The 17,495-nt window shown below is 64.5% G+C and carries 19 protein-coding genes; 11 read left to right on the top strand and 8 right to left on the bottom strand.

Going from position 1 to position 17,495, the window contains the following annotated elements:
• The 3 genes from ACFC25_RS07685 to ACFC25_RS07695 are packed head-to-tail and all read right to left on the bottom strand — an operon-like array spanning nt 1 to nt 3,308.
• Nucleotides 1-930, bottom strand: a complete 930-nt coding sequence (locus ACFC25_RS07685) for a carbohydrate ABC transporter permease (protein WP_337347008.1) — start codon at nt 928-930, stop codon at nt 1-3.
• Nucleotides 927-1,940, bottom strand: coding sequence for a sugar ABC transporter permease (locus ACFC25_RS07690; RefSeq protein WP_337347009.1), 1,014 nt, complete (start codon nt 1,938-1,940; stop codon nt 927-929). The genes ACFC25_RS07685 and ACFC25_RS07690 overlap by 4 nt, the downstream gene beginning before the upstream one ends.
• 6 nt (nt 1,941-1,946) lie before the next feature.
• Nucleotides 1,947-3,308: an extracellular solute-binding protein gene (locus ACFC25_RS07695; RefSeq protein WP_337347010.1), complete on the bottom strand. Its 1,362-nt coding sequence runs from the start codon at nt 3,306-3,308 to the stop codon at nt 1,947-1,949.
• 280 nt (nt 3,309-3,588) lie between these two features.
• On the opposite strand from ACFC25_RS07695, the gene ACFC25_RS07700 reads away from it, so the two are divergent.
• The 3 genes from ACFC25_RS07700 to ACFC25_RS07710 all read left to right on the top strand — a co-directional run bounded on the left by ACFC25_RS07700 (nt 3,589) and on the right by ACFC25_RS07710 (nt 5,910).
• Nucleotides 3,589-4,581 (top strand): LacI family DNA-binding transcriptional regulator, encoded by a 993-nt coding sequence (locus ACFC25_RS07700; protein ID WP_337351827.1) that lies wholly within the window; start codon nt 3,589-3,591, stop codon nt 4,579-4,581.
• A 95-nt stretch (nt 4,582-4,676) separates the two neighbouring features.
• The gene (nadE, locus tag ACFC25_RS07705; RefSeq protein WP_337351826.1) at nt 4,677-5,531 is read left to right on the top strand and encodes an ammonia-dependent NAD(+) synthetase; all 855 of its coding nucleotides are present in this window, start codon (nt 4,677-4,679) and stop codon (nt 5,529-5,531) included.
• Between the two features lie 22 nt (nt 5,532-5,553).
• On the top strand, nt 5,554-5,910 hold the full coding sequence (locus ACFC25_RS07710; protein WP_376044673.1) for a DUF5655 domain-containing protein: 357 nt from the start codon (nt 5,554-5,556) through the stop codon (nt 5,908-5,910).
• Between the two features lie 29 nt (nt 5,911-5,939).
• Here ACFC25_RS07710 and ACFC25_RS07715 read toward each other — a convergent pair whose 3' ends face one another.
• Both ACFC25_RS07715 and ACFC25_RS07720 read right to left on the bottom strand, forming a co-directional pair.
• Nucleotides 5,940-6,854 carry an NADP-dependent oxidoreductase gene (locus ACFC25_RS07715; RefSeq protein WP_337351825.1) on the bottom strand — a complete coding sequence of 305 codons (915 nt, stop codon included), beginning with the start codon at nt 6,852-6,854 and terminating at the stop codon, nt 5,940-5,942.
• Nucleotides 6,855-6,917: 63 nt separating this feature from the next.
• The gene (locus ACFC25_RS07720) at nt 6,918-7,706 is read right to left on the bottom strand and encodes an IclR family transcriptional regulator (protein ID WP_376044674.1); all 789 of its coding nucleotides are present in this window, start codon (nt 7,704-7,706) and stop codon (nt 6,918-6,920) included.
• Between the two features lie 191 nt (nt 7,707-7,897).
• Here ACFC25_RS07720 and ACFC25_RS07725 point away from each other — a divergent pair, with 191 nt between their 5' ends.
• The 3 genes from ACFC25_RS07725 to ACFC25_RS07735 all read left to right on the top strand — a co-directional run bounded on the left by ACFC25_RS07725 (nt 7,898) and on the right by ACFC25_RS07735 (nt 10,562).
• Complete coding sequence (locus ACFC25_RS07725) at nt 7,898-8,617, top strand: CoA transferase subunit A (protein ID WP_376044675.1); 720 nt, start codon at nt 7,898-7,900, stop codon at nt 8,615-8,617.
• A gap of 65 nt (nt 8,618-8,682) precedes the next feature.
• Nucleotides 8,683-9,369, top strand: coding sequence for a CoA transferase subunit B (locus ACFC25_RS07730; RefSeq protein ID WP_337351822.1), 687 nt, complete (start codon nt 8,683-8,685; stop codon nt 9,367-9,369).
• Entirely contained in the window at nt 9,366-10,562 is a 1,197-nt protein-coding gene (locus tag ACFC25_RS07735; protein ID WP_337347018.1) for an acetyl-CoA acetyltransferase, read from the top strand. The genes ACFC25_RS07730 and ACFC25_RS07735 overlap by 4 nt, the downstream gene beginning before the upstream one ends.
• 93 nt (nt 10,563-10,655) lie before the next feature.
• Here ACFC25_RS07735 and ACFC25_RS07740 read toward each other — a convergent pair whose 3' ends face one another.
• Both ACFC25_RS07740 and ACFC25_RS07745 read right to left on the bottom strand, forming a co-directional pair.
• Nucleotides 10,656-11,360, bottom strand: coding sequence for an ankyrin repeat domain-containing protein (locus tag ACFC25_RS07740; RefSeq protein WP_376044676.1), 705 nt, complete (start codon nt 11,358-11,360; stop codon nt 10,656-10,658).
• A gap of 10 nt (nt 11,361-11,370) precedes the next feature.
• The gene (locus tag ACFC25_RS07745) at nt 11,371-11,952 is read right to left on the bottom strand and encodes a heme-binding protein (protein WP_376044677.1); all 582 of its coding nucleotides are present in this window, start codon (nt 11,950-11,952) and stop codon (nt 11,371-11,373) included.
• A gap of 240 nt (nt 11,953-12,192) precedes the next feature.
• Between ACFC25_RS07745 and ACFC25_RS07750 the strand changes: the two genes are divergently transcribed.
• From ACFC25_RS07750 to ACFC25_RS07765, 4 genes are all read left to right on the top strand, one after another.
• The gene (locus ACFC25_RS07750) at nt 12,193-13,422 is read left to right on the top strand and encodes a sensor histidine kinase (protein ID WP_376044678.1); all 1,230 of its coding nucleotides are present in this window, start codon (nt 12,193-12,195) and stop codon (nt 13,420-13,422) included.
• Nucleotides 13,419-14,045, top strand: a complete 627-nt coding sequence (locus ACFC25_RS07755; protein WP_376044679.1) for a response regulator — start codon at nt 13,419-13,421, stop codon at nt 14,043-14,045. Before ACFC25_RS07750 ends, ACFC25_RS07755 begins: the two co-directional genes overlap by 4 nt.
• A 52-nt stretch (nt 14,046-14,097) precedes the next feature.
• Complete coding sequence (locus tag ACFC25_RS07760) at nt 14,098-15,153, top strand: zinc-dependent alcohol dehydrogenase family protein (RefSeq protein ID WP_376044680.1); 1,056 nt, start codon at nt 14,098-14,100, stop codon at nt 15,151-15,153.
• A 159-nt stretch (nt 15,154-15,312) separates the two neighbouring features.
• Entirely contained in the window at nt 15,313-15,516 is a 204-nt protein-coding gene (locus ACFC25_RS07765) for a cold-shock protein (protein WP_013599688.1), read from the top strand.
• A gap of 63 nt (nt 15,517-15,579) precedes the next feature.
• On the opposite strand, the gene ACFC25_RS07770 is transcribed toward ACFC25_RS07765, so the two are convergent.
• Complete coding sequence (locus ACFC25_RS07770; protein ID WP_376044733.1) at nt 15,580-16,713, bottom strand: acyl-CoA dehydrogenase family protein; 1,134 nt, start codon at nt 16,711-16,713, stop codon at nt 15,580-15,582.
• A gap of 269 nt (nt 16,714-16,982) precedes the next feature.
• On the opposite strand from ACFC25_RS07770, the gene ACFC25_RS07775 reads away from it, so the two are divergent.
• Nucleotides 16,983-17,489 (top strand): MarR family transcriptional regulator, encoded by a 507-nt coding sequence (locus tag ACFC25_RS07775; protein ID WP_337347024.1) that lies wholly within the window; start codon nt 16,983-16,985, stop codon nt 17,487-17,489.
• Nucleotides 17,490-17,495 lie beyond the last annotated feature (6 nt).

Raw genomic sequence — 17,495 nt, forward strand, 5'->3', positions numbered from 1 at the left:
TTACTTAACTCCTCCGGCGGTGAGCCCGCCAACTAGATAACGCTGGAAAATCAGGTAAAGAATGACTACTGGTGCGGCACAGACCAGGGCGGCCGCCATCATCTGGCCGTAGAACGGGATAGCGCCGCCTTCCTGTGAAGCGCCGAAGATCTGCAGTGCCACGGCGGCGGTCTGGCTTTCCGGCCTGGTCATCACGGATGCGAACAGGACGTCGTTCCAGCCCAGCAGGAAGGCGAAGATGCCGGAAACCACAATGCCGGGCCAACTCAGCGGCAGGATGATCTTGAACAAGACGCCGAGGTTGCTGGCACCGTCAATCCGCGCCGCTTCCTCCAGTTCGCGGGGCAGCCCGCGAAGGTAGGTGACCATGACCCAAGTGGAGAACGGCATGGCGAATGTCAGGTAGGTGACGAACAGTCCCCACTGTGTTCCGATGACCTGGATGCCCAGGTACGTTGCGGCCGAAGAGAACAGCACAAATACGGGGAGCACCATCAGGGTTCCCGGTACCGACTGAAGGGCCAGGAGCCCGCGCAGGATGGTAAGGCGGCCCCGGAAACTGTAGCGGACCAGGACGAATGCGGTGGAAACGGACAGAGCCGCAGAAACAACGGCTGTTGCTCCTGCCACGAGGACACTGTTGGCGAGCCCGGTGGCCAGTCCCACACTGGTCCAGATTTTCGAGTAGTTCTCAAGCGTGAAGCTTGAGGGCCAGAATTCGCCGTTGGCCACACCGATGTCCGAGTTGACCGAGGCAAGGAAGATATACAGCACGGGGATCAGGACCAAGGCACCGAGGAACACCAGGATGATGGCGAGCATCGGGCCGGGCAGCAGCCGGGTTACTTCATGCTGGCGGAAGGAACCCGGACGGGACACTGCAGCTGCAGCGGCGGCATTGCGGCGCTTGGTTGCGGTGGAGGTGCTCATTTCTTGGCTCCCGGTGACTCGGCGTCGTCGAGCTTGACGGCACGCAGGTAGACAAACAGCGGAATGGCGATCAACACCAGGGAAACGAAGGCCATGGCAGCGCTGAGCCCGAAGCGGAAGCTCTGGAAGCTGGTGACGTAGGTGAGGATCGGAAGTACCTCGACGTCGGCCGGAGCCGGAACACCGAACAGCACATACGGAAGCGTGAAGTTGTTGATGTGGTGCAGCATGCCGATCAGGAACGCGAGTGAGAGTGGTCCCTTCAGGTACGGGAAAATAACGTAGCGGAGTTTGTTCCACCACAGAGCCCCGTCAAGGGCCGATGCCTCATGCACCTCGTGATCCACAGCCTGCAGCCCTGACAGGGCGAGCAGGTAGATGAAGGGCCAGGAAGCCCAGATCTGGACCAATACCAGCGTCCAGAAAGTCTGGGGCCCGTTCAGCCACAGGCCACCATCGATACCCACGGCTCCCAAGGCCTTGTTCACGATGCCGTCCGGCTGGAACATGGTGCGCCAGACCGTGGCAACCACAAAGGACGGAAGCACGTACGGGATGAGGAAGATGGACCGGACCACCGCGCGGCCCTTGAAGGCGTTCTGCGTGGCGACTGCGGCGGCAATGCCAAGCGGCAGGGTGATGACCATGGCCAGCAGGGAGTAGCTGACGCTCAGCCAGGTCGCGTGAAGCAGGGGCGAGGACGTCAGCGCCTCGACGAAGTTCTCGACGCCGATGAACGGTGAGCTGATCCAGCGGCGGAGCGTGTACTGGTCCAGGTTGAGGGTGGACATGTAGATGCCCAGAATGAGGGGCACCACGATGATGATGATCATCAGGGTCCCGCCGGGAATCAGCATCCACAGGGGGCGGTTGCGTTCACTCAGGCCTTTGCGGCGGCCTTTGCTTTCGCCGGCAGGTGGCGGACCCGCGATGGAGGCGGCTGTCCGGGAGGCCCGGCTTGCGGCGGACTCCGCCACAAGCCGGACTTCGTTGGAGGCGTCAGTAGACATGGGGAGTTATCCTTTGGCGGCCCGGTCAAGGGACGCCTGCCCCTTGGTCTGGGCGTCCTTGATGCGGGCCTCGAGCGTTGAACTGTCGAGCTTGCCGCTTGCAAGATCCGGGATGGACTGGACTGTAACGTTCAGCAGGCCAAGCTGGATGTCTCCCCAAGCGCCTGTGAACGGCGTCGCCTTGGATTTCGCAGCAGCATCGGCGATGGGCTTCAGGGTCGGTTCGCTCAGGGCGGCCAGGGCCTCGGCATTGGCCGGAAGGTCGCCGAAGATCTTCTGGTAATTCAGCTGCTCCTCTTTGGAGGTGATCAGCTTGATGTACGCGAAAGCGAGGTCCTTCTCCTTGGAGTAGTCCGCCACCACCAGGTTGTCTCCTGAGAGGATGCTCGCGGCCTCGTCTCCATCGCCTTGGGGGCTTGATTTCCCCGGCGCGGTGGTGGGCATCAGTGCGTACTCGAATTTCCCGGCGATGGCCGAGTTGTTAAGGGTGGGAATGGAGCTTGAGGTGGTCATCATCAGATATCCGGCCTTGCCGCTGGCAAAGGCGGCCACCGCATTGCTGTTGCTCCAGCCAACGGAAGCCGGGTCCACGATCTTGTCCTTGGTCAACCAGCCAAAGTACGTTTCGTAGGCCTTCTTGACAGCAGGATCGTCCAGTTTGAGCTTGTCACCGTCAACGATCGGGTTGCCGGCCTGGACGGACATGGCCCAAATGAACTTCCAGGGATCGAAGTTGTCCTTGTAACCGGTGGCGAGCCCGTACGTCCCGTCCTTGGTCATCTTCTTCGCCTGCTCAGCAAGTTCGTCCCAGGTGGTGGCGGGCTTTTCAATGCCGGCGGCCGCCAGCAAGTCCTTGTTGTACGCCATGACGAAGGGGCGGCTGACGAACGGAATACCTGCCTGATTGTCCTCATCCGGGCCGGATATGCCGAGAGTGGCAGGGTTGAAGCGGTCCTTGCCGCCCACCTTCTTCCAGTCGTCATCGGAGAGGGTCACGAAGGCCTTGGTGGCGAAAGCAGTGGGCGTGAACGTGGTACCAAGCCCGTAGATGTCCGGCCCCTGGCCCGAAACCACGGAAGTCTGGATGCGTGTGAGTTCATCGTTGGCCGAGGCGAATGTTTCAAACTTCACGTCCGCCCCGGTTTCGGCCTTGAACTTGGCCGCGATATCGCTCTGCCATTGTTTCTGCTGTTCCGGGTACTGAGGCAGGACACCGACGAGGACATTGAGCGTCTTCCCGGTTCCATCCACTTTTCCGTCTGCGTTTGTTGAACTGGATGTGGTTCCGGAGCCGGCCCCACAGCCGGTCAGGGCCAATGCTGCAGCCGCAGCGACTGCCGCAATCCCGGTAGACGATCTAAACCTCATTGTTTTCTCCTCTGGGACGCCCACATGGCCACACCGTCATGTGGCGAACATCACTGCGGGCGATTCGAACCTCAGTCTAGGGACCATGCAACGCTTGCGGCAAGCGGTTGCCAAAATTTGCCAATGATGTTTTTATTGAGCCATCGGCCATAGCAACGGAGAGCCTGCAAGATCGGAACCCATGCACTCTTGAGCAGGCAACAAGGAAAGGACCCCCATGGGCTCTGCAATCAGGGATTCCCCGGAAGAGCGACCACCAGGGCGGGAGACTTCCGAGAAAATGCCCACGATCAGGGACGTCGCCGAACTCGCGGGCGTTGCCACCTCTACCGTCTCCCGCGCGCTGTCCAAGCCGGACCGCGTCAACCGACACACCAGGGAGCGCATCGAAGAGGCCGCCTCCCGGCTCAACTATGTCCCCAGCTCGCAGGCACGCGGCCTCAGTTCGGGCCGCACCAACACGGTAGCTGTCCTGGTACCGGACATTACCAACCCCTTCTACTTCGACATCATCCGGGGGACCCAGCACCAGCTCAAGGCCGCAGGCCTCACCCAACTCCTGGTGGACACGGAGGAGTCCAACGAGATGGAACTCGAAGCACTTCACAAGCTGCGGCGGTCGGCGGACGGCTTCGTCCTGGCGGCCTCACGCCTAACGGATGCGCAACTTGCCGAGGTCTCCGGATCCCAGCCACTGGTGACTATCAACCGTGCGTCAGCGGATGCGCCAAGCGTGGTCATCGATACGCCATCCGCCATGATCCAGGCTTTGGAGCATCTTGTCTCACTTGGCCATCAGCGGGTCTGCTACGTCAGCGGCCCGCCCACATCCTGGTCCAATTCAAGGCGTTGGAAGGTTTTTGAGGAGGACTCAACCCAGCGGGGACTGGAGATCCACAGGATCGGGCCTTACATTCCGAAAACTACCTCCGGCGCAGCCGCCGCGGACGCTGCGGTGCGCACGGGTGCCACGGCGTGCATTGCCTTCAATGACCTGCTGGCCATCGGCATGCTGCAACGGCTGCGGGAAAGGGGCATCCGAGTCCCTGAAGACATGAGCATCATTGGATGCGATGACATTTTCGGCGCAGATTTCTGCAACCCGCCGCTGACAACAATTTCCTCGCCGATCGAGCAGGCAGGCCGCGTTGCCGTCTCGATGCTCCTGTCCCAGCTGAATCCGTTCCAAGGTGGAACGACGAGGAGGCTTGCCGTGATGCCTACCCACCTCACGGTCCGTGGCTCCACGGGACCGGCGCCGGGGGCGCAGTAACGCGGGTGCTGAACCGGCAGTGGGCGTCAATCGCGTGCGTGGCCCGGGGCGGACACAGTTGAGCCATATTGACACCGCTGGCTAGGCTGGGACACATGCGCGAACTCCAGGCCAGAATCGTTGAAGAAATGGGCGTGCAGCCCCGGATCGATCCCGTGGGGGAGGTGCGCAAACGCGTGACTTTCCTCAAGGACTACCTCAAGGCAACCCACACCAAGGGCTTTGTCCTGGGTATCTCCGGGGGCCTGGACTCATCGCTGGCCGGACGCCTGGCCCAACTGGCCGTCGAGGAACTGGAAGCCGAGGGCGTAGAGGCGAACTTCGTGGCGGTCCGCCTTCCATACGGCGTGCAGCACGATGAGGACGACGCCCAGGCGGCATTGGACTTCATCCAGGCCAAGACCGAGTGGACCTTCAACATCTCAGCTGCCGTAGACGGCTTCGAGGACGAGTTCGAGAAGTCCGTTGGCAACGGGATTTCCGATTTCCACAAGGGCAATACCAAGGCCCGCACCCGCATGATCGCCCAGTACGCGCTGGCCGGCGAGCACAATTACCTGGTCATCGGCACCGACCACGGCGCCGAATCAGTCACCGGCTTCTTCACCAAGTATGGCGACGGCGGCGCGGACATCCTGCCCCTTTTCGGCCTGAACAAGCGCCAGAACCGTGAACTTCTGGCCGAGCTCGGAGCTCCCGCCCGCGTCTGGGAGAAAGTGCCCACCGCAGACCTGCTGGACGGCAAGCCCGGGCGCACCGACGAGGACGAACTGGGCCTCAGCTACGACCAGATCGACGACTACCTCGAGGGCCGGGACGTGACGGACGAGGTAGCCGAAAAGATCGAAGAAAAGTACCTGCGCACCCGCCACAAGCGCACCGTCCCCGTCACGATCTTCGACACCTGGTGGAAGCACGAGGGCCCCGAGGAACCCCGGGCAGGCCTCTAGGCGGGCCTGGCGCACGACGTCGATGACCCACGACGTCGACCGTTACCTCGCGGGAAAGCCGCCGGCCGCCGTCGAACTTTTCCACCGGTTCCGGGCTATGGTCCTTGCCGCCGGCGAGTGCGAGGAGCGGGTCCACCGCACGGAGGTGGCGTGGGCGGACCGGCGCGTCTTCGCCTCGGCATTCATCGTCTCCGGGCGACTGGAAGTGGCCATCGATCTCCTGCGGCAAGTGGAGCATCCAGCCTTGCTGCAGAGCTTTCCCACCACCAGGAAGGTCTATACGCACCGGTTCACTTTCACGGCGGCTGACCAACTGGACGCCGACATCGAGGCGTGGCTGGTCGAAGCCCATGATGACGTTGGACCCGGAACGCGTTAAACGGCCGGGGTTTCCAAGGATCAGGAACCCTAGGGCAGCAGGACAATCTTGCCGTGCCCGTGGCCGGTGCGGCTGAGTTCCAGCGCGTCGGCAGCCTCGACCAGCGGCAACCGGTGCGCAATGGTGAACGTGATCAGGCCTTCCGCTGCGAGCGTCGCCACTTCCATGATGCGCCCCTCCTGTTGCTGCACTGCGGCGATTCCGGCTTCCTGTGAATGCTTGCCGGGCGCCGTGATGACCGCCCGGGTCCGGTCCGGAAGCAGTTCAACCGTGGCAGCCACGGATTCCTCTGTCCCTACAGCGTCCAGCACGGCAGTGACTGGACCTGCCTCTTCGGCGGCTGACCTCACGCGCTCCACCAGTCCCGGACCGTACGTTACGGCCTCCGCGCCCAGCTCGCGCAGGTAGTCCTGGTTGGCTTCCGACGCCGTGCCTATCACCCGCGCGCCGAAGGCTTGGGCAATCTGGACTGCTGCGGAACCCACTCCCCCGGCCGCCGCGTGGATCAGCACAGTATCGCCCTCGCCCACACCCAGCTGCTTCAAGGCCGAATAAGCGGTGCCGCCGGCTACCGGGATGCAGGCCGCCTGCTCAAAGTCGACGCCGGCGGGCAGCGGTGTGAGCTGTTCGGCAGGCACTACGGCCTCCATCCGGTAGCCGCCCGTGAATCCGTTCCAGATGACTTCGTCGCCCACGCTGAAGCCTTCGAACGCCGGGCCCACCGCCGTGACCACCCCGGCAGCTTCACTGCCTGGCACTTGGGGGAGTTCCAGCGGCGCCACTTTGCTGAGGTGTCCTGCCACCAGCCTCCAGTCCATCGGGTTGACGCCAATGGCCCGGAACTCCACACGCACCTCGCCGTCGGCGGGGTCCGGTAGCTCCTGGGGCCCGACTTTCAGGACTTGCGGGTCGCCGTAGTGTTCGAAGTAGACATTGGTGCTCATGTCCCTGGCTCCTTAGGGGGTGTCCGGCACTCTATCGCTAGCGTAGGCACGCCCCGGGGGCCGTCACAACAGTTCCTTCCCGGGCGTACCCAGCCTGCCGGTGATGCGGTGGGCTTCCTCCATCAAAAGCCGGCCGAGGAATTCCTGCCGGCCTTCGCGGAAGCGGGGTTCGATACCCGTGAGCGAAAGCGCCCACCCGGGACGTCCCGACTGGTCAAAGACGGCGGCACCCATCCCCCAGCTACCTTCCAGGACCAGGCCCGGATTCACCGAATAACCGGTCTCGCGCGTCCTGGCAAGGCTGGCACGGACAACCTCCTCTGTGTGTGCCTCGGCGAACGGGCCGGCATGGTCAGCCCAGCGCGCCAGCACCTGCTCCTGCTCGTTCTCCGGCAGGAATGCCATGATCGCGGTTCCGGCCGAGGCGACGCCCAGCGGGAACCGGACTCCTTCGTGGAGCACAAAGGAGCGCACCGGGAAGCTGCCTTCCTCCCGGAGCAGGCATACAGTCTCCGCCCCTCGGCGGATGGAAAAGAAGGCACTCTCCCCCGTCTCTTCCGCCAGCCGGCGAAGGCTGGGCCGGGCGATCTCTTCAAGCGGGAAGCGCGCGGATGCCACAGACCCCATCAACAGGATTTCGGGCCCGAGGACCCAGTTGCCGGTACGGGCATCGTGGTCCAGCAGCCCCTCAGCCGCCAACGAGGTCAGCAGGCGGTGGACAGTGGGCCGGGTGAGGGCGGACTCCTTCACCAACTCCACCAGCGGGCTGCCCTCGGGCTTGCGGCCGGCAATGCGCAGCAGCCCGGCGATGCGGCTGACAACCTGCGCGCCCTGCACGGGATTCTGGTTCATGTAAGTCCTTTCGGCCAGCAACGCGTCCATATTGTGGACTTCATCTAGCGTACAGTCCACACTGTAAAATCGCGGCATTTTTCCCGGTTTTGGTGCATTGACAGTCACTGATTTAGCCCCGTACGCTTCGAAACCAGAGCCGTTGTCCATAAAGTGGATTCCTGGCAGACGCACTCTCAATGAGGAGAAAGATGTCCAAACTCAATTCAAGCGCCGCTGACGCCCTGCACGGTGCCCTGCGTGATGGGATCACCCTCGCCGTGGGTGGCTTCGGCCTCAGTGGCATCCCGGCTGACCTGATCGAGGCTGTCCGTGACTCGGGCGTTCGGGACCTGACCGTGGTGTCCAACAACATGGGCGTGGACGGCAAGGGCCTTGGGGTCCTGATCGAAGCCGGCCAGGTCCGCAAGGTCATCGCCTCCTATGTAGGCGAAAACAAATTGTTCGCCGAGCGGTACCTCGCTGGCCTGCTTGAGGTGGAGTTCACGCCGCAGGGCACGCTGGCCGAACGGCTCCGCGCCGGCGGCGCAGGCATTCCCGCTTTCTACACCAAGACAGGAGTGGGAACCCTCGTGGCCGAGGGCAAGCCGCTGGCAGAGTTCGACGGCGAAACGTACGTTCAGGAGCGCGCCATCCGCGCCGACGTCGCACTGGTCCATGCCCACACCGCGGACACGGACGGGAACCTGATTTACCGCTTCACCGCCCGAAACTTCAACCCGGTTGTCGCTACGGCCGGTGCGGTCACCATCGCGGAGGCAGAAGTGATCGTGGAGCCGGGGGCGCTGGATCCCAACCACGTTGTCACTCCCGGCGTCTACGTCCAGCAGCTGGTCCAGGCTTCGGTGCGCGTCAAGGACATCGAACAGCGCACCGTCCGCTCCCGGACCTCCGAGCCCGTCCCCGCCTAGCCCTCCGCGCAGTCCGGCGCGTACGAACACTCAAGCCCCCAAACTTTGAACCCGAGGAGAAACCCATGGCCTGGACCAGGGATGAAATGGCTGCCATCGCGGCCGAGGAACTGAACGACGGCGACTACGTCAACCTGGGGATCGGCATTCCCACGCTGGTGGCCAACAACCTGCCCCACGGCGTCCGCGTGATCCTTCAGAGTGAAAACGGCCTGCTGGGCATGGGGCCATTCCCCTACGACGGCGAAGAGGACGCGGACCTCATCAACGCCGGCAAGCAGACCGTCACCGTGTTGCCGGGCGGCAGCATCTTCGATTCCGCCACGTCCTTCGGCATGATCCGTGGCGGCCACGTGAAAGTCGCCATCCTCGGGGCCATGCAGGTCTCCGGCAACGGCGACCTCGCCAACTGGACCATCCCCGGCAAGATGGTCAAAGGAATGGGCGGGGCCATGGATCTCGTCGCCGGGACCCCGCGGGTGGTGGTCCTGACCGAACACAACGCCAAGGATGGCACGGCCAAAATCGTCACGGAGTGCACGCTGCCGCTCACGGGCCTCAGCTGCGTGGACCGGATCATCAGCGACCTGGCCGTCTTCGACCTTCCGAAGAATGAAGGAGGAACGGGCGACGGCGGCGGGCGGCAACTCACGCTCACGCGCCTTGCGCCGGGGGTCAGCGTGGAGGAAATCCGTGCGAAGACCGAGGCGGCATTCGACGTCCAGCTCGAAAACGCAGGAGCCACAGCATGAGCCTGAAGGAACAGTTCGGCAAGGATGTCCTGCTCACCGGCTGGGGCCACAGCCGGTTCGGCAAACTCACCGACGAAACCCTTGAGTCCTTGATCGTCCAGGTGGCCACCGAAGCCATCGCCAACGCCGGCATTGAAGCGGGCCAGATAGACGAGATCTACCTCGGCCAGTTCAACTCCGGGATGATGCCGCTGGCCTTCCCGTCATCCCTGGCGCTCCAGGTCTCCCCGGACCTGGCCAACGTCCCGGCCACCCGCGTCGAGAACGCCTGCGCTTCCGGCTCGGCCGCGTTCCAGCAGGGCACCAAGGCCCTCCTCGCCGGCACCGCGAAGACGGTCCTCGTGATCGGCGCGGAGAAGATGACCCATGCCGGCGCCGACGTGGTGGGTGCGGCGCTGCTTGGCGCGGACTACGACATGGCCGGCCAGACCTCCACCACAGGCTTCACCGGCCTGTTCGCCGACGTCGCGAAACACTACGACAAGCGCTTTGGACGCGGGGACGGAAAACTGGGCGACGTCCTGGGCAGCATTGCCGCGAAGAACCACCGCAACGGCGTGGACAACCCCTACGCCCAGCTTCGGAAGGACCTTGGCGAGGACTTCTGCCGCACCGTCTCGGACAAGAACCCCATGGTGGCCGATCCCCTGCGCCGCACCGACTGTTCGCCCGTGTCCGACGGTGCCGCCGCCGTCGTGCTCTCAACGTCACCAACCGGCGGGGCAACTGTGCCGGTGCGGCTTGCGGGGTTCGGCCACGCCAACGGCTTCTTCCCGGCCGAACGGCGGGATCCCACGGCCTTCGAAGCCACGCGTGTGTCTTGGCAGCGCGCCCTGGCGATGGCCGGCGTCGGGCTTGAGGACCTGGATTTCGCAGAGGTCCACGACTGTTTCACTATCGCCGAACTGCTCATGTACGAGGCCATGGGGCTCACCGAAACCGGCCAGGGCGCCCGTGCCCTTGAAGAAGGCTGGGTCTTCAAAGACGGCAAGCTGCCGGTCAACGTCTCAGGCGGACTCAAGGCCAAGGGCCACCCCGTGGGCGCCACGGGCGTGTCCCAGCATGTGATCGCCGCTATGCAGCTCACCGGCACGGCCGGCGACATGCAGCTGGCGAATCCGCGCCGGGCGGCGGTACAGAACATGGGCGGAGTGGGTATTGCCAACTACGTGAGCGTGCTCGAGGCCGTCTAAGAAAGGCCGGACGTCGAAACAGCCCAGTTTTGAGGCCCTGGTGCACGCCAAGGTACTGTGAATTGCGGGCGACCCGGCCAAAACTGGGCTGTTTCAACCGCCGCCGCGGATCAGGTTGGCGATCTCCACAAAACCCAGCCGTTCGGCGTTGTCCAAGGCGGTCCGGCCCTCCGGATCCCGGATGCTCGGATCCCCGCCGGCCTCCAGCAGCAGGCGGACCACCTCCTGTTGCCTGGGTCCGCCGTCATTGAGCAGGATGGCTTCCTGCATGGCGGTCCAGCCCAGGTTGTTCACGTGGTTCACGGGCACGCCGGCGGCCAAGAGGATTCGGACCGTTTCCACATGGCCGTGTTCGCTGGCGGGGATCAGCGCAGTCCCGCCAAAGCGGTTGGTGCTCGCAACGTCCGCGCCTGCTGCCAGGGTCAGCTGGAGCACCTCGTTGAATCCCTCAGCCCCGGCGTAGAGGAAGGCGGAGTCCTGGATGGCGTCCTTGGCGTTCACGTTTCCGCCCCGGCCGATCAGCTCCCGCACCAGTGCCGCGTTGTTGGCCTTCGCGGCGGCAATCAGTTCTTGGTCAAGCCGGGCCTGGGCCTCGGAAGATAGGGCTGGCGGGGTGGCCTGCGTGCTGGGAACGGACGGGGCTGCGGCCCGCGTGGAGGGGGCCGTAACTGGTGGCGCAGGACTCTCCAGGTCGGACGACGGCGCCTCCACTCGCTGCGGCTCACCCGGGCCGGCCTGGCACGCAGTCAGGCATCCGGCCACAGCACCAGCCAGAATGAACATCCTGAACCGCCTCATGAAGCCGAGCCTACTTGGCCGGGGCGGCTGCCGCTGCGGCGATGGCCTCGGCGCCGGCGGTGGCGCAGGCTTCGTCCAGGTTGCCATCAGGAGCTCCGCCCACACCGATGCCTGCCACTGAGACGCCGTTGACCTTGAGGGGCACACCGCCGGGGAGGAACAGCGTGCCGGGGAGGTCCGCGATGCTGGGTCCGGTGCCGTTGATGCGCTTGGCCAACTCACTGGTGGGCGCACCGAAGGCGGCGGCGGTGTAAGCCTTCTGCTTGGCCGCCTCGATGGTGTGCTCAGCTGCGTTGTCCCCGCGCAGGAGCGCCTGGACGGTTCCGAACCTGTCCACCAGGGCCACCGTGACGAACGGCAGCTTGTCCGCCTGGCACTTGGCCAGGGCTGCGCTGACGGCATTCGAAGAAGCGCCCACCGTGATGCGGTTCTGCGCCACCACGGTTTCCGGTGCCTGCGGGATGTCGACGGCCGGCACCGCAGCCGGCGCAGCCGCCTGGCTGGTCCCGGCATTGGCTGCCGCGGTCAGGCCTCCGGTCAACAGCAGGGCTCCTGCGGCCGCAGCGGCGGCAAACGTGGTGGACTTCTTCACGGTGTTCTCCTTGGGTTTAGATGGAATTTCGGTTGGCGTGGCTCGATCCGGACCTTGGCTGGGCCGCGGGCCTGTTGCCTCATATCCATCCTGTCCAGCCACGCCGGAACAAGCATCGGGCCTTTGGCTGGTCCCCGGTCCCCCGGAAGGCCAGCAGCATCAGCCAAAAGGTTGAGAGACCAGCAACGGCGCGGGCAATAGCATGGGATAGGAACTCCCTCCTGACCCGAACCGGACCCTATGCCTTCCCCAGATGCTCCCCGTGAAACCTTGACCACCGGCCCCGGCCTGCCTGCCGGACCTGGGGCGGAGCCTGGCCGGCTCGGACGGATCGACACCGCCGTCCACCTCGGCTTCGCGGTACTCCTGGTGGCGTCCGCCGTCCGCTATGCCATGCGGCACAGCATGCAGGACAACCTCCTGGTCCTCGGACTCGCGGGCGCGGTCTGCGCCCTTTACGCCGTCATTGCCGTGCTGGCCCGGCAGAGACGCCCGTGGGCGGTATGGATGCTGGTGCTGGTGGGCGTGTGGGCAGTCCTGGTCATCGCCGCCCCGAGCTTTGCGTGGTGCTCATTCGCGATCTTCTTCCTGTGCCGGACGGCCTTCACGGGTGCCGTGGGCTATGTGGCGGCAGGCGCGACGGCGGCCGCCACCGCCGTCGGGCTCTTCCGGCTCAGCGACGGCACGGATCTTGCGATGCTGCTGGGGCCAGTGGCTGTGGGCGTAATGCTCACGCTGATCTACGACCGGATCGAGCACGACGCCGCGCAGCAGCGCCGCCTTCATACCGAGGTTTCGCTCGTGCAGGGAGAGTTGGCGGCCAGCGAGCGCCGGGCCGGAACCATCGCCGAACGCGAGCGAGTCTCGCGCGAGATCCACGACACCGTGACACAGGGCCTTGCCAGCAGCCTCCTGCTCCTGGAGGCCGCTGACCGTGCGTGGCCCGGCCAGGAATCACGGCGAGACCTTAACCAGGCCACTGACCTGCTGCGCCGAAACCTCTCCGAGACACGCAGCCTGGTCCACGAGCTCGCGTCCCCGGGACTTGACGCGGCGCCGCTGCCCGAGGCCCTCCACCAAGCCGCCACCCAGTACGTCCCGCACGCCCGACTCCTGGTCACCGGCGAACCGAGGGACGTCCCGGCAGAAGTGCGGCACACCCTGCTGCGAGTGGTCCAGAGCGCCGCCGCGAACATCCAGCAGCACGCAGACGCGGCCACAACATCGTTGACCCTCGGATTCCTTCCCGATTCCGTCACCCTGGACATTTACGACGACGGAGCGGGCTTCGACCCGTCGGCGGCAGCACCGCCGTCGGACGCCGGCGGTTACGGCCTGAGGGCGATGCGCCAGCGGGTGGAGCAGTTGGGCGGCGTATTCTCAGTGGAAAGTTCGCCCGGCGAGGGGACCATCGTGGCTGCACAAGTGCCGGCCCGCCTGCCGCAGAGGACAGATCGGAACGACGCATGAGTGCCATCACCGTCCTCCTGGTGGACGACCACTTAGTGGTCCGGAGCGGCCTGAAGGCCTTGCTGGGCACGCAGCCTGACTTTGACGTGGTGGCCGAGGCAGCTTCCGGCGAGGAGGCCCTGGAGCTGGTGGACCTGCATGCACCTGCGGTGGTGGTAATGGACCTTGCCATGGGGGCCGGAATGGACGGGATCGAGGCCATCAGGCAGTTGCGGCAGCGGAACAGCAGGCAACCCATCCTGGTGTTTACCACCTACGACTCGGACGCGGACATTGTCCGGGCGGTGGATGCCGGCGCCATGGGCTACCTCCTCAAGGACGCCGCGCCGGACGAAATCTTTGCGGCCCTTCGCGGTGCGGTCCAGGGAAAAAGCGTGATGAGTGCGCCTGTGGCCTCGAGGCTCTTCCAGCAACTGAGGAATCCCGACGAGGTCCTGACGCCCCGGGAAGCGGAGCTGCTCAGCCTCCTGACCCAGGGGCTCAGCAACCGGGAGTTGGGCCAACGGCTCTTCATCTCCGAGGCAACCGTCAAGACGCATCTGGCTCACATTTACGCCAAGCTCGGGGTGGAGACCCGTGCCGCGGCGATCGCGACGGCCATCCGCCGGGAGGGTATGCGCTAGCACGCAGGGATAGACTCGGTATCCCCGTTGTCCATGCCCGACAGGAGCAGTCATGCGCGCCACCATCATCCACGGCCCCGGTGATATCAGGGTGGAAGACCGAGACTATCCAACGGTCCAACTGCCCACGGATGTGGTGGTCAAAGTGGTGGCGTCGTGCGTCTGCGGCTCGGACCTGTGGCCCTACCGCGGCGTCAAGCCCACGCGCCGTCCTTCGGCCATAGGCCACGAGTTCATCGGCGTGGTGGAGAACACCGGCGCCGACGTCACAGCGCTGAAGGCAGGCGATTTTGTCATCGCCCCGTTTGTGGTCAGCTGCGGTGAATGCCCTCAGTGCCTCAACGGCGTGACCGTTGCCTGCGCCCGGCTGGCAGGTTGGGGTGGCCGGGACGACTCCGGAGTAAAGATCGACGGCGGCCAGGGCGAGGCCGTCCGGGTGCCCCTGGCCGAATCCACCCTGGTCAAAGTGCCGCTGGCAGGAGAGCCTGACGACGCCCTCCGGAAGAACCTGCTCACCCTGTCCGACGTGATGGCCACGGGCCACCACGCAGCGCTCTCCGCCCAGGTCTCCCCCGGCCGGACCGTTGTGGTGGTGGGCGACGGCGCCGTGGGACTTTGTGGCGTGCTGGCTGCCAGGCGGCTGGGCGCCGAGCGGATCATCGCCATGTCCCGCCATGCGGACCGGCAGGCCCTCGCCCTCGAATTCGGCGCCACGGACATAGTGGAAGAACGCGGGGATGACGGCGTGGCGATGGTCCGTGACCTGCTGGGCGGTGTGCTCGCGGACTCTGTCCTTGAGTGTGTGGGGACCAAGGAATCCATGGAACAGGCGCTGCACTCGGTCCGGCCCGGCGGCGCCTTGGGCTTTGTGGGAGTGCCCACGGGCGGCGCCGAGATTCCGCTGCGCTACCTCTTCGACAAGAACATCACAGTGTCCGGCGGCATGGCGCCCGCGCGGACCTATATCCCCGAATTGCTCGAGGACGTACTGGCCGGACGCATCAACCCCGGCCGGGTGTTCGACGTCGAAATGCCGCTTGAGGACGCGGCCGAAGCGTACAAAGCGATGGATGAACGCCGGGCCATCAAGGTGCTGCTGAGACCTTAACGTCCGTTTCCGGCAGGTTACAGCTTGAATAGTTGATGACTCCAGCTATTGCACGCCCACCCTCCGCCCCCTAGGTTGGAAACAGCGGGGGATAATCTCCGTCTCTGCCTGCCGTTGGAGCAGGACCAGAAAAGGGTTACAAAGGAAGTAGCAATAGCAATGGCAACAGGCACAGTTAAATGGTTCAACGCCGAAAAAGGCTTTGGCTTCATCGCTCCGGATGACGGATCCGCTGACGTTTTCGCGCACTACTCGGCAATTGCCAGCAGCGGCTACCGCTCCCTGGATGAGAACCAGAAAGTCGAATTCGATGTGACCCAGGGTCCCAAGGGCCCGCAGGCAGAGAACATCCGCCCGCTGTAACGTCTGAAGAGAACTCCCCCTCGGTGCTTTCGGGCACTGACGGGGGAGTTTTCGCGTGTGCAGCTAAACGAAGGCTGACATTCCTGTTACACCGCGGCCCACAATCAGCGAGTTGATTTCGTAGCTGCCCTCGTAGGTATAGAGGATTTCAGCGTCGCCGAAGAGCTTTCCCATCTCGAAATCCGTGCTGATCCCGTTGCCGCCCAGGATGGAGCGGCCCATGGCCACCGACGCGCGCGCCAGCCGGGTACAGGTGGACTTGGCCATGGCGGCCTGCACCATTTCCAGTTTGCCGTCCTCCTGGATCCGGGCCAGCTGTGCCATCAGGGCCAGCGCAGCGGAGGCGTTGCCCAGGATTTCGGCCAGTTGTTGCTGGATCAGCTGGAAGCGTGCCAGTTCCTTGCCAAACTGCTTCCGAGCCAGCGAGTAGGAACGGGCGACGTCGAAGGTCGCCAACTGGATGCCGGCACCTTGCCAGCCCACCCAGGCTCGTGAATCCCGCAGGAGGTCGTTGGCTTTCGAGAAATCGGTGGCGCCCGGCAACAGGTTGGACTGCGGAATGCGCACGTTCTCCAGGACGATGTCAGCATTCTGCATGATCCGCAGCCCGATTTTATTGGAGATCTTGGTGGCCGAGTACCCGGGCCGGTCCGTCTCCACGATGAAGCCCTTGATCTGCCCGTCGGCGTCGTCGCGGGCCCAGACCAGCGCGAAGTCGGCAATGGTTCCCGCCCCAATCCAGCGTTTCGCGCCGTTAATGACCCATTCGTCACCCTCCAGGCGTGCAGAAGTCGCCAGGCCGCCGGCAATGTCCGAGCCGTGATCCGGCTCGGTCAGGGCAAAGGCCCCGAGCTGGGAAAAGGACGTCAGACCCGGAAGCCAGCGGTCCTTCTGTTCCTCGGAGCCGAGTTCGTGGATCATCCCCACGATGAGCTCGTTGTGGATGCCCACGAGCGCCGACAGGGAAACATCTGCCCGGGCCACTTCGACATACATCAGGCCCTTGAACAGCTTGGAACTGCCGTCCGTCTGCAGCCCGCCCAGGCCCCGCTTGCCCATCTGCGCAAGGAGGCCAAACGGGAATTCCTCACGGTTCCAATACTCGATGGAAGCCTGCCGCACCGAGCCCTGGAGGAACTCCCTCATTTCCAGGTAGCGTTCCTTCTCCGTCTCGGGGAGCAGGTCCACGATGTACATCAGGTCCGCGTCCGGAAATGGCAGCTTGGCCGTGGATGCCGCCACCGGGGCGGCCAAAACGCCTTCATCACGTCGTTGTGGCGGCACGGGCTAACGTCCCTTCGCTCTTCCGAACCCTTGGATGTCCTAGTATATTGCACAGAGTTGAATATCCGTGATGCGCATCACTTGACGAAAGGGCCGCCATGACAGTCACCGTCGACTTCCACGCAGCACGCGCTGGCCTGCCATTCCGACGCCGGTCACCGCATCCGGCGAAAGGCTGAAGGATGATCGCCCCGTTGCCGCGCGATCCCATCGCCGATGCCCAGCGCAACTGGGAGGAACACGGCTGGGCCGATGTCGCCGCGCCCATGGCAGCCATCACGGCCATCATGCGGACCCAGCAGATCCTGCTGGCCCGGATCGAAGGCGCCCTGAAACCGTTCGGACTGACCTTTGCACGCTATGAATTGTTGGCCCTGCTGAGCTTCGCCCGCAGCGGGGCGCTGCCCATGAACAAGGCAAGCGCCTTGCTCCAGGTCCATCCCACCTCGGTGACCAACGCCGTCGACCGCCTTGAAAGCGCCGGGCTGGTAGCCCGCTCGCCGCATCCCACCGACGGCAGGACCACACTGATCGAGCTCACCGCGGAAGGCCGCACCGTGGCAAAAAGCGCGACGGCGGTGCTCAACACCGAAGTGTTCGGCCAGTCGGGATTCGCCCAGGAGGACCTGGACCAGCTCATCCGGATCCTGGGCAGCTTCCGTCGGAACGCCGGGGATTTCACGGACTGACGGGCC

The organism is Pseudarthrobacter sp. NPDC055928, assembly GCF_042270935.1.
In the GTDB taxonomy this organism is placed as follows: Bacteria; Actinomycetota; Actinomycetes; order Actinomycetales; family Micrococcaceae; genus Arthrobacter.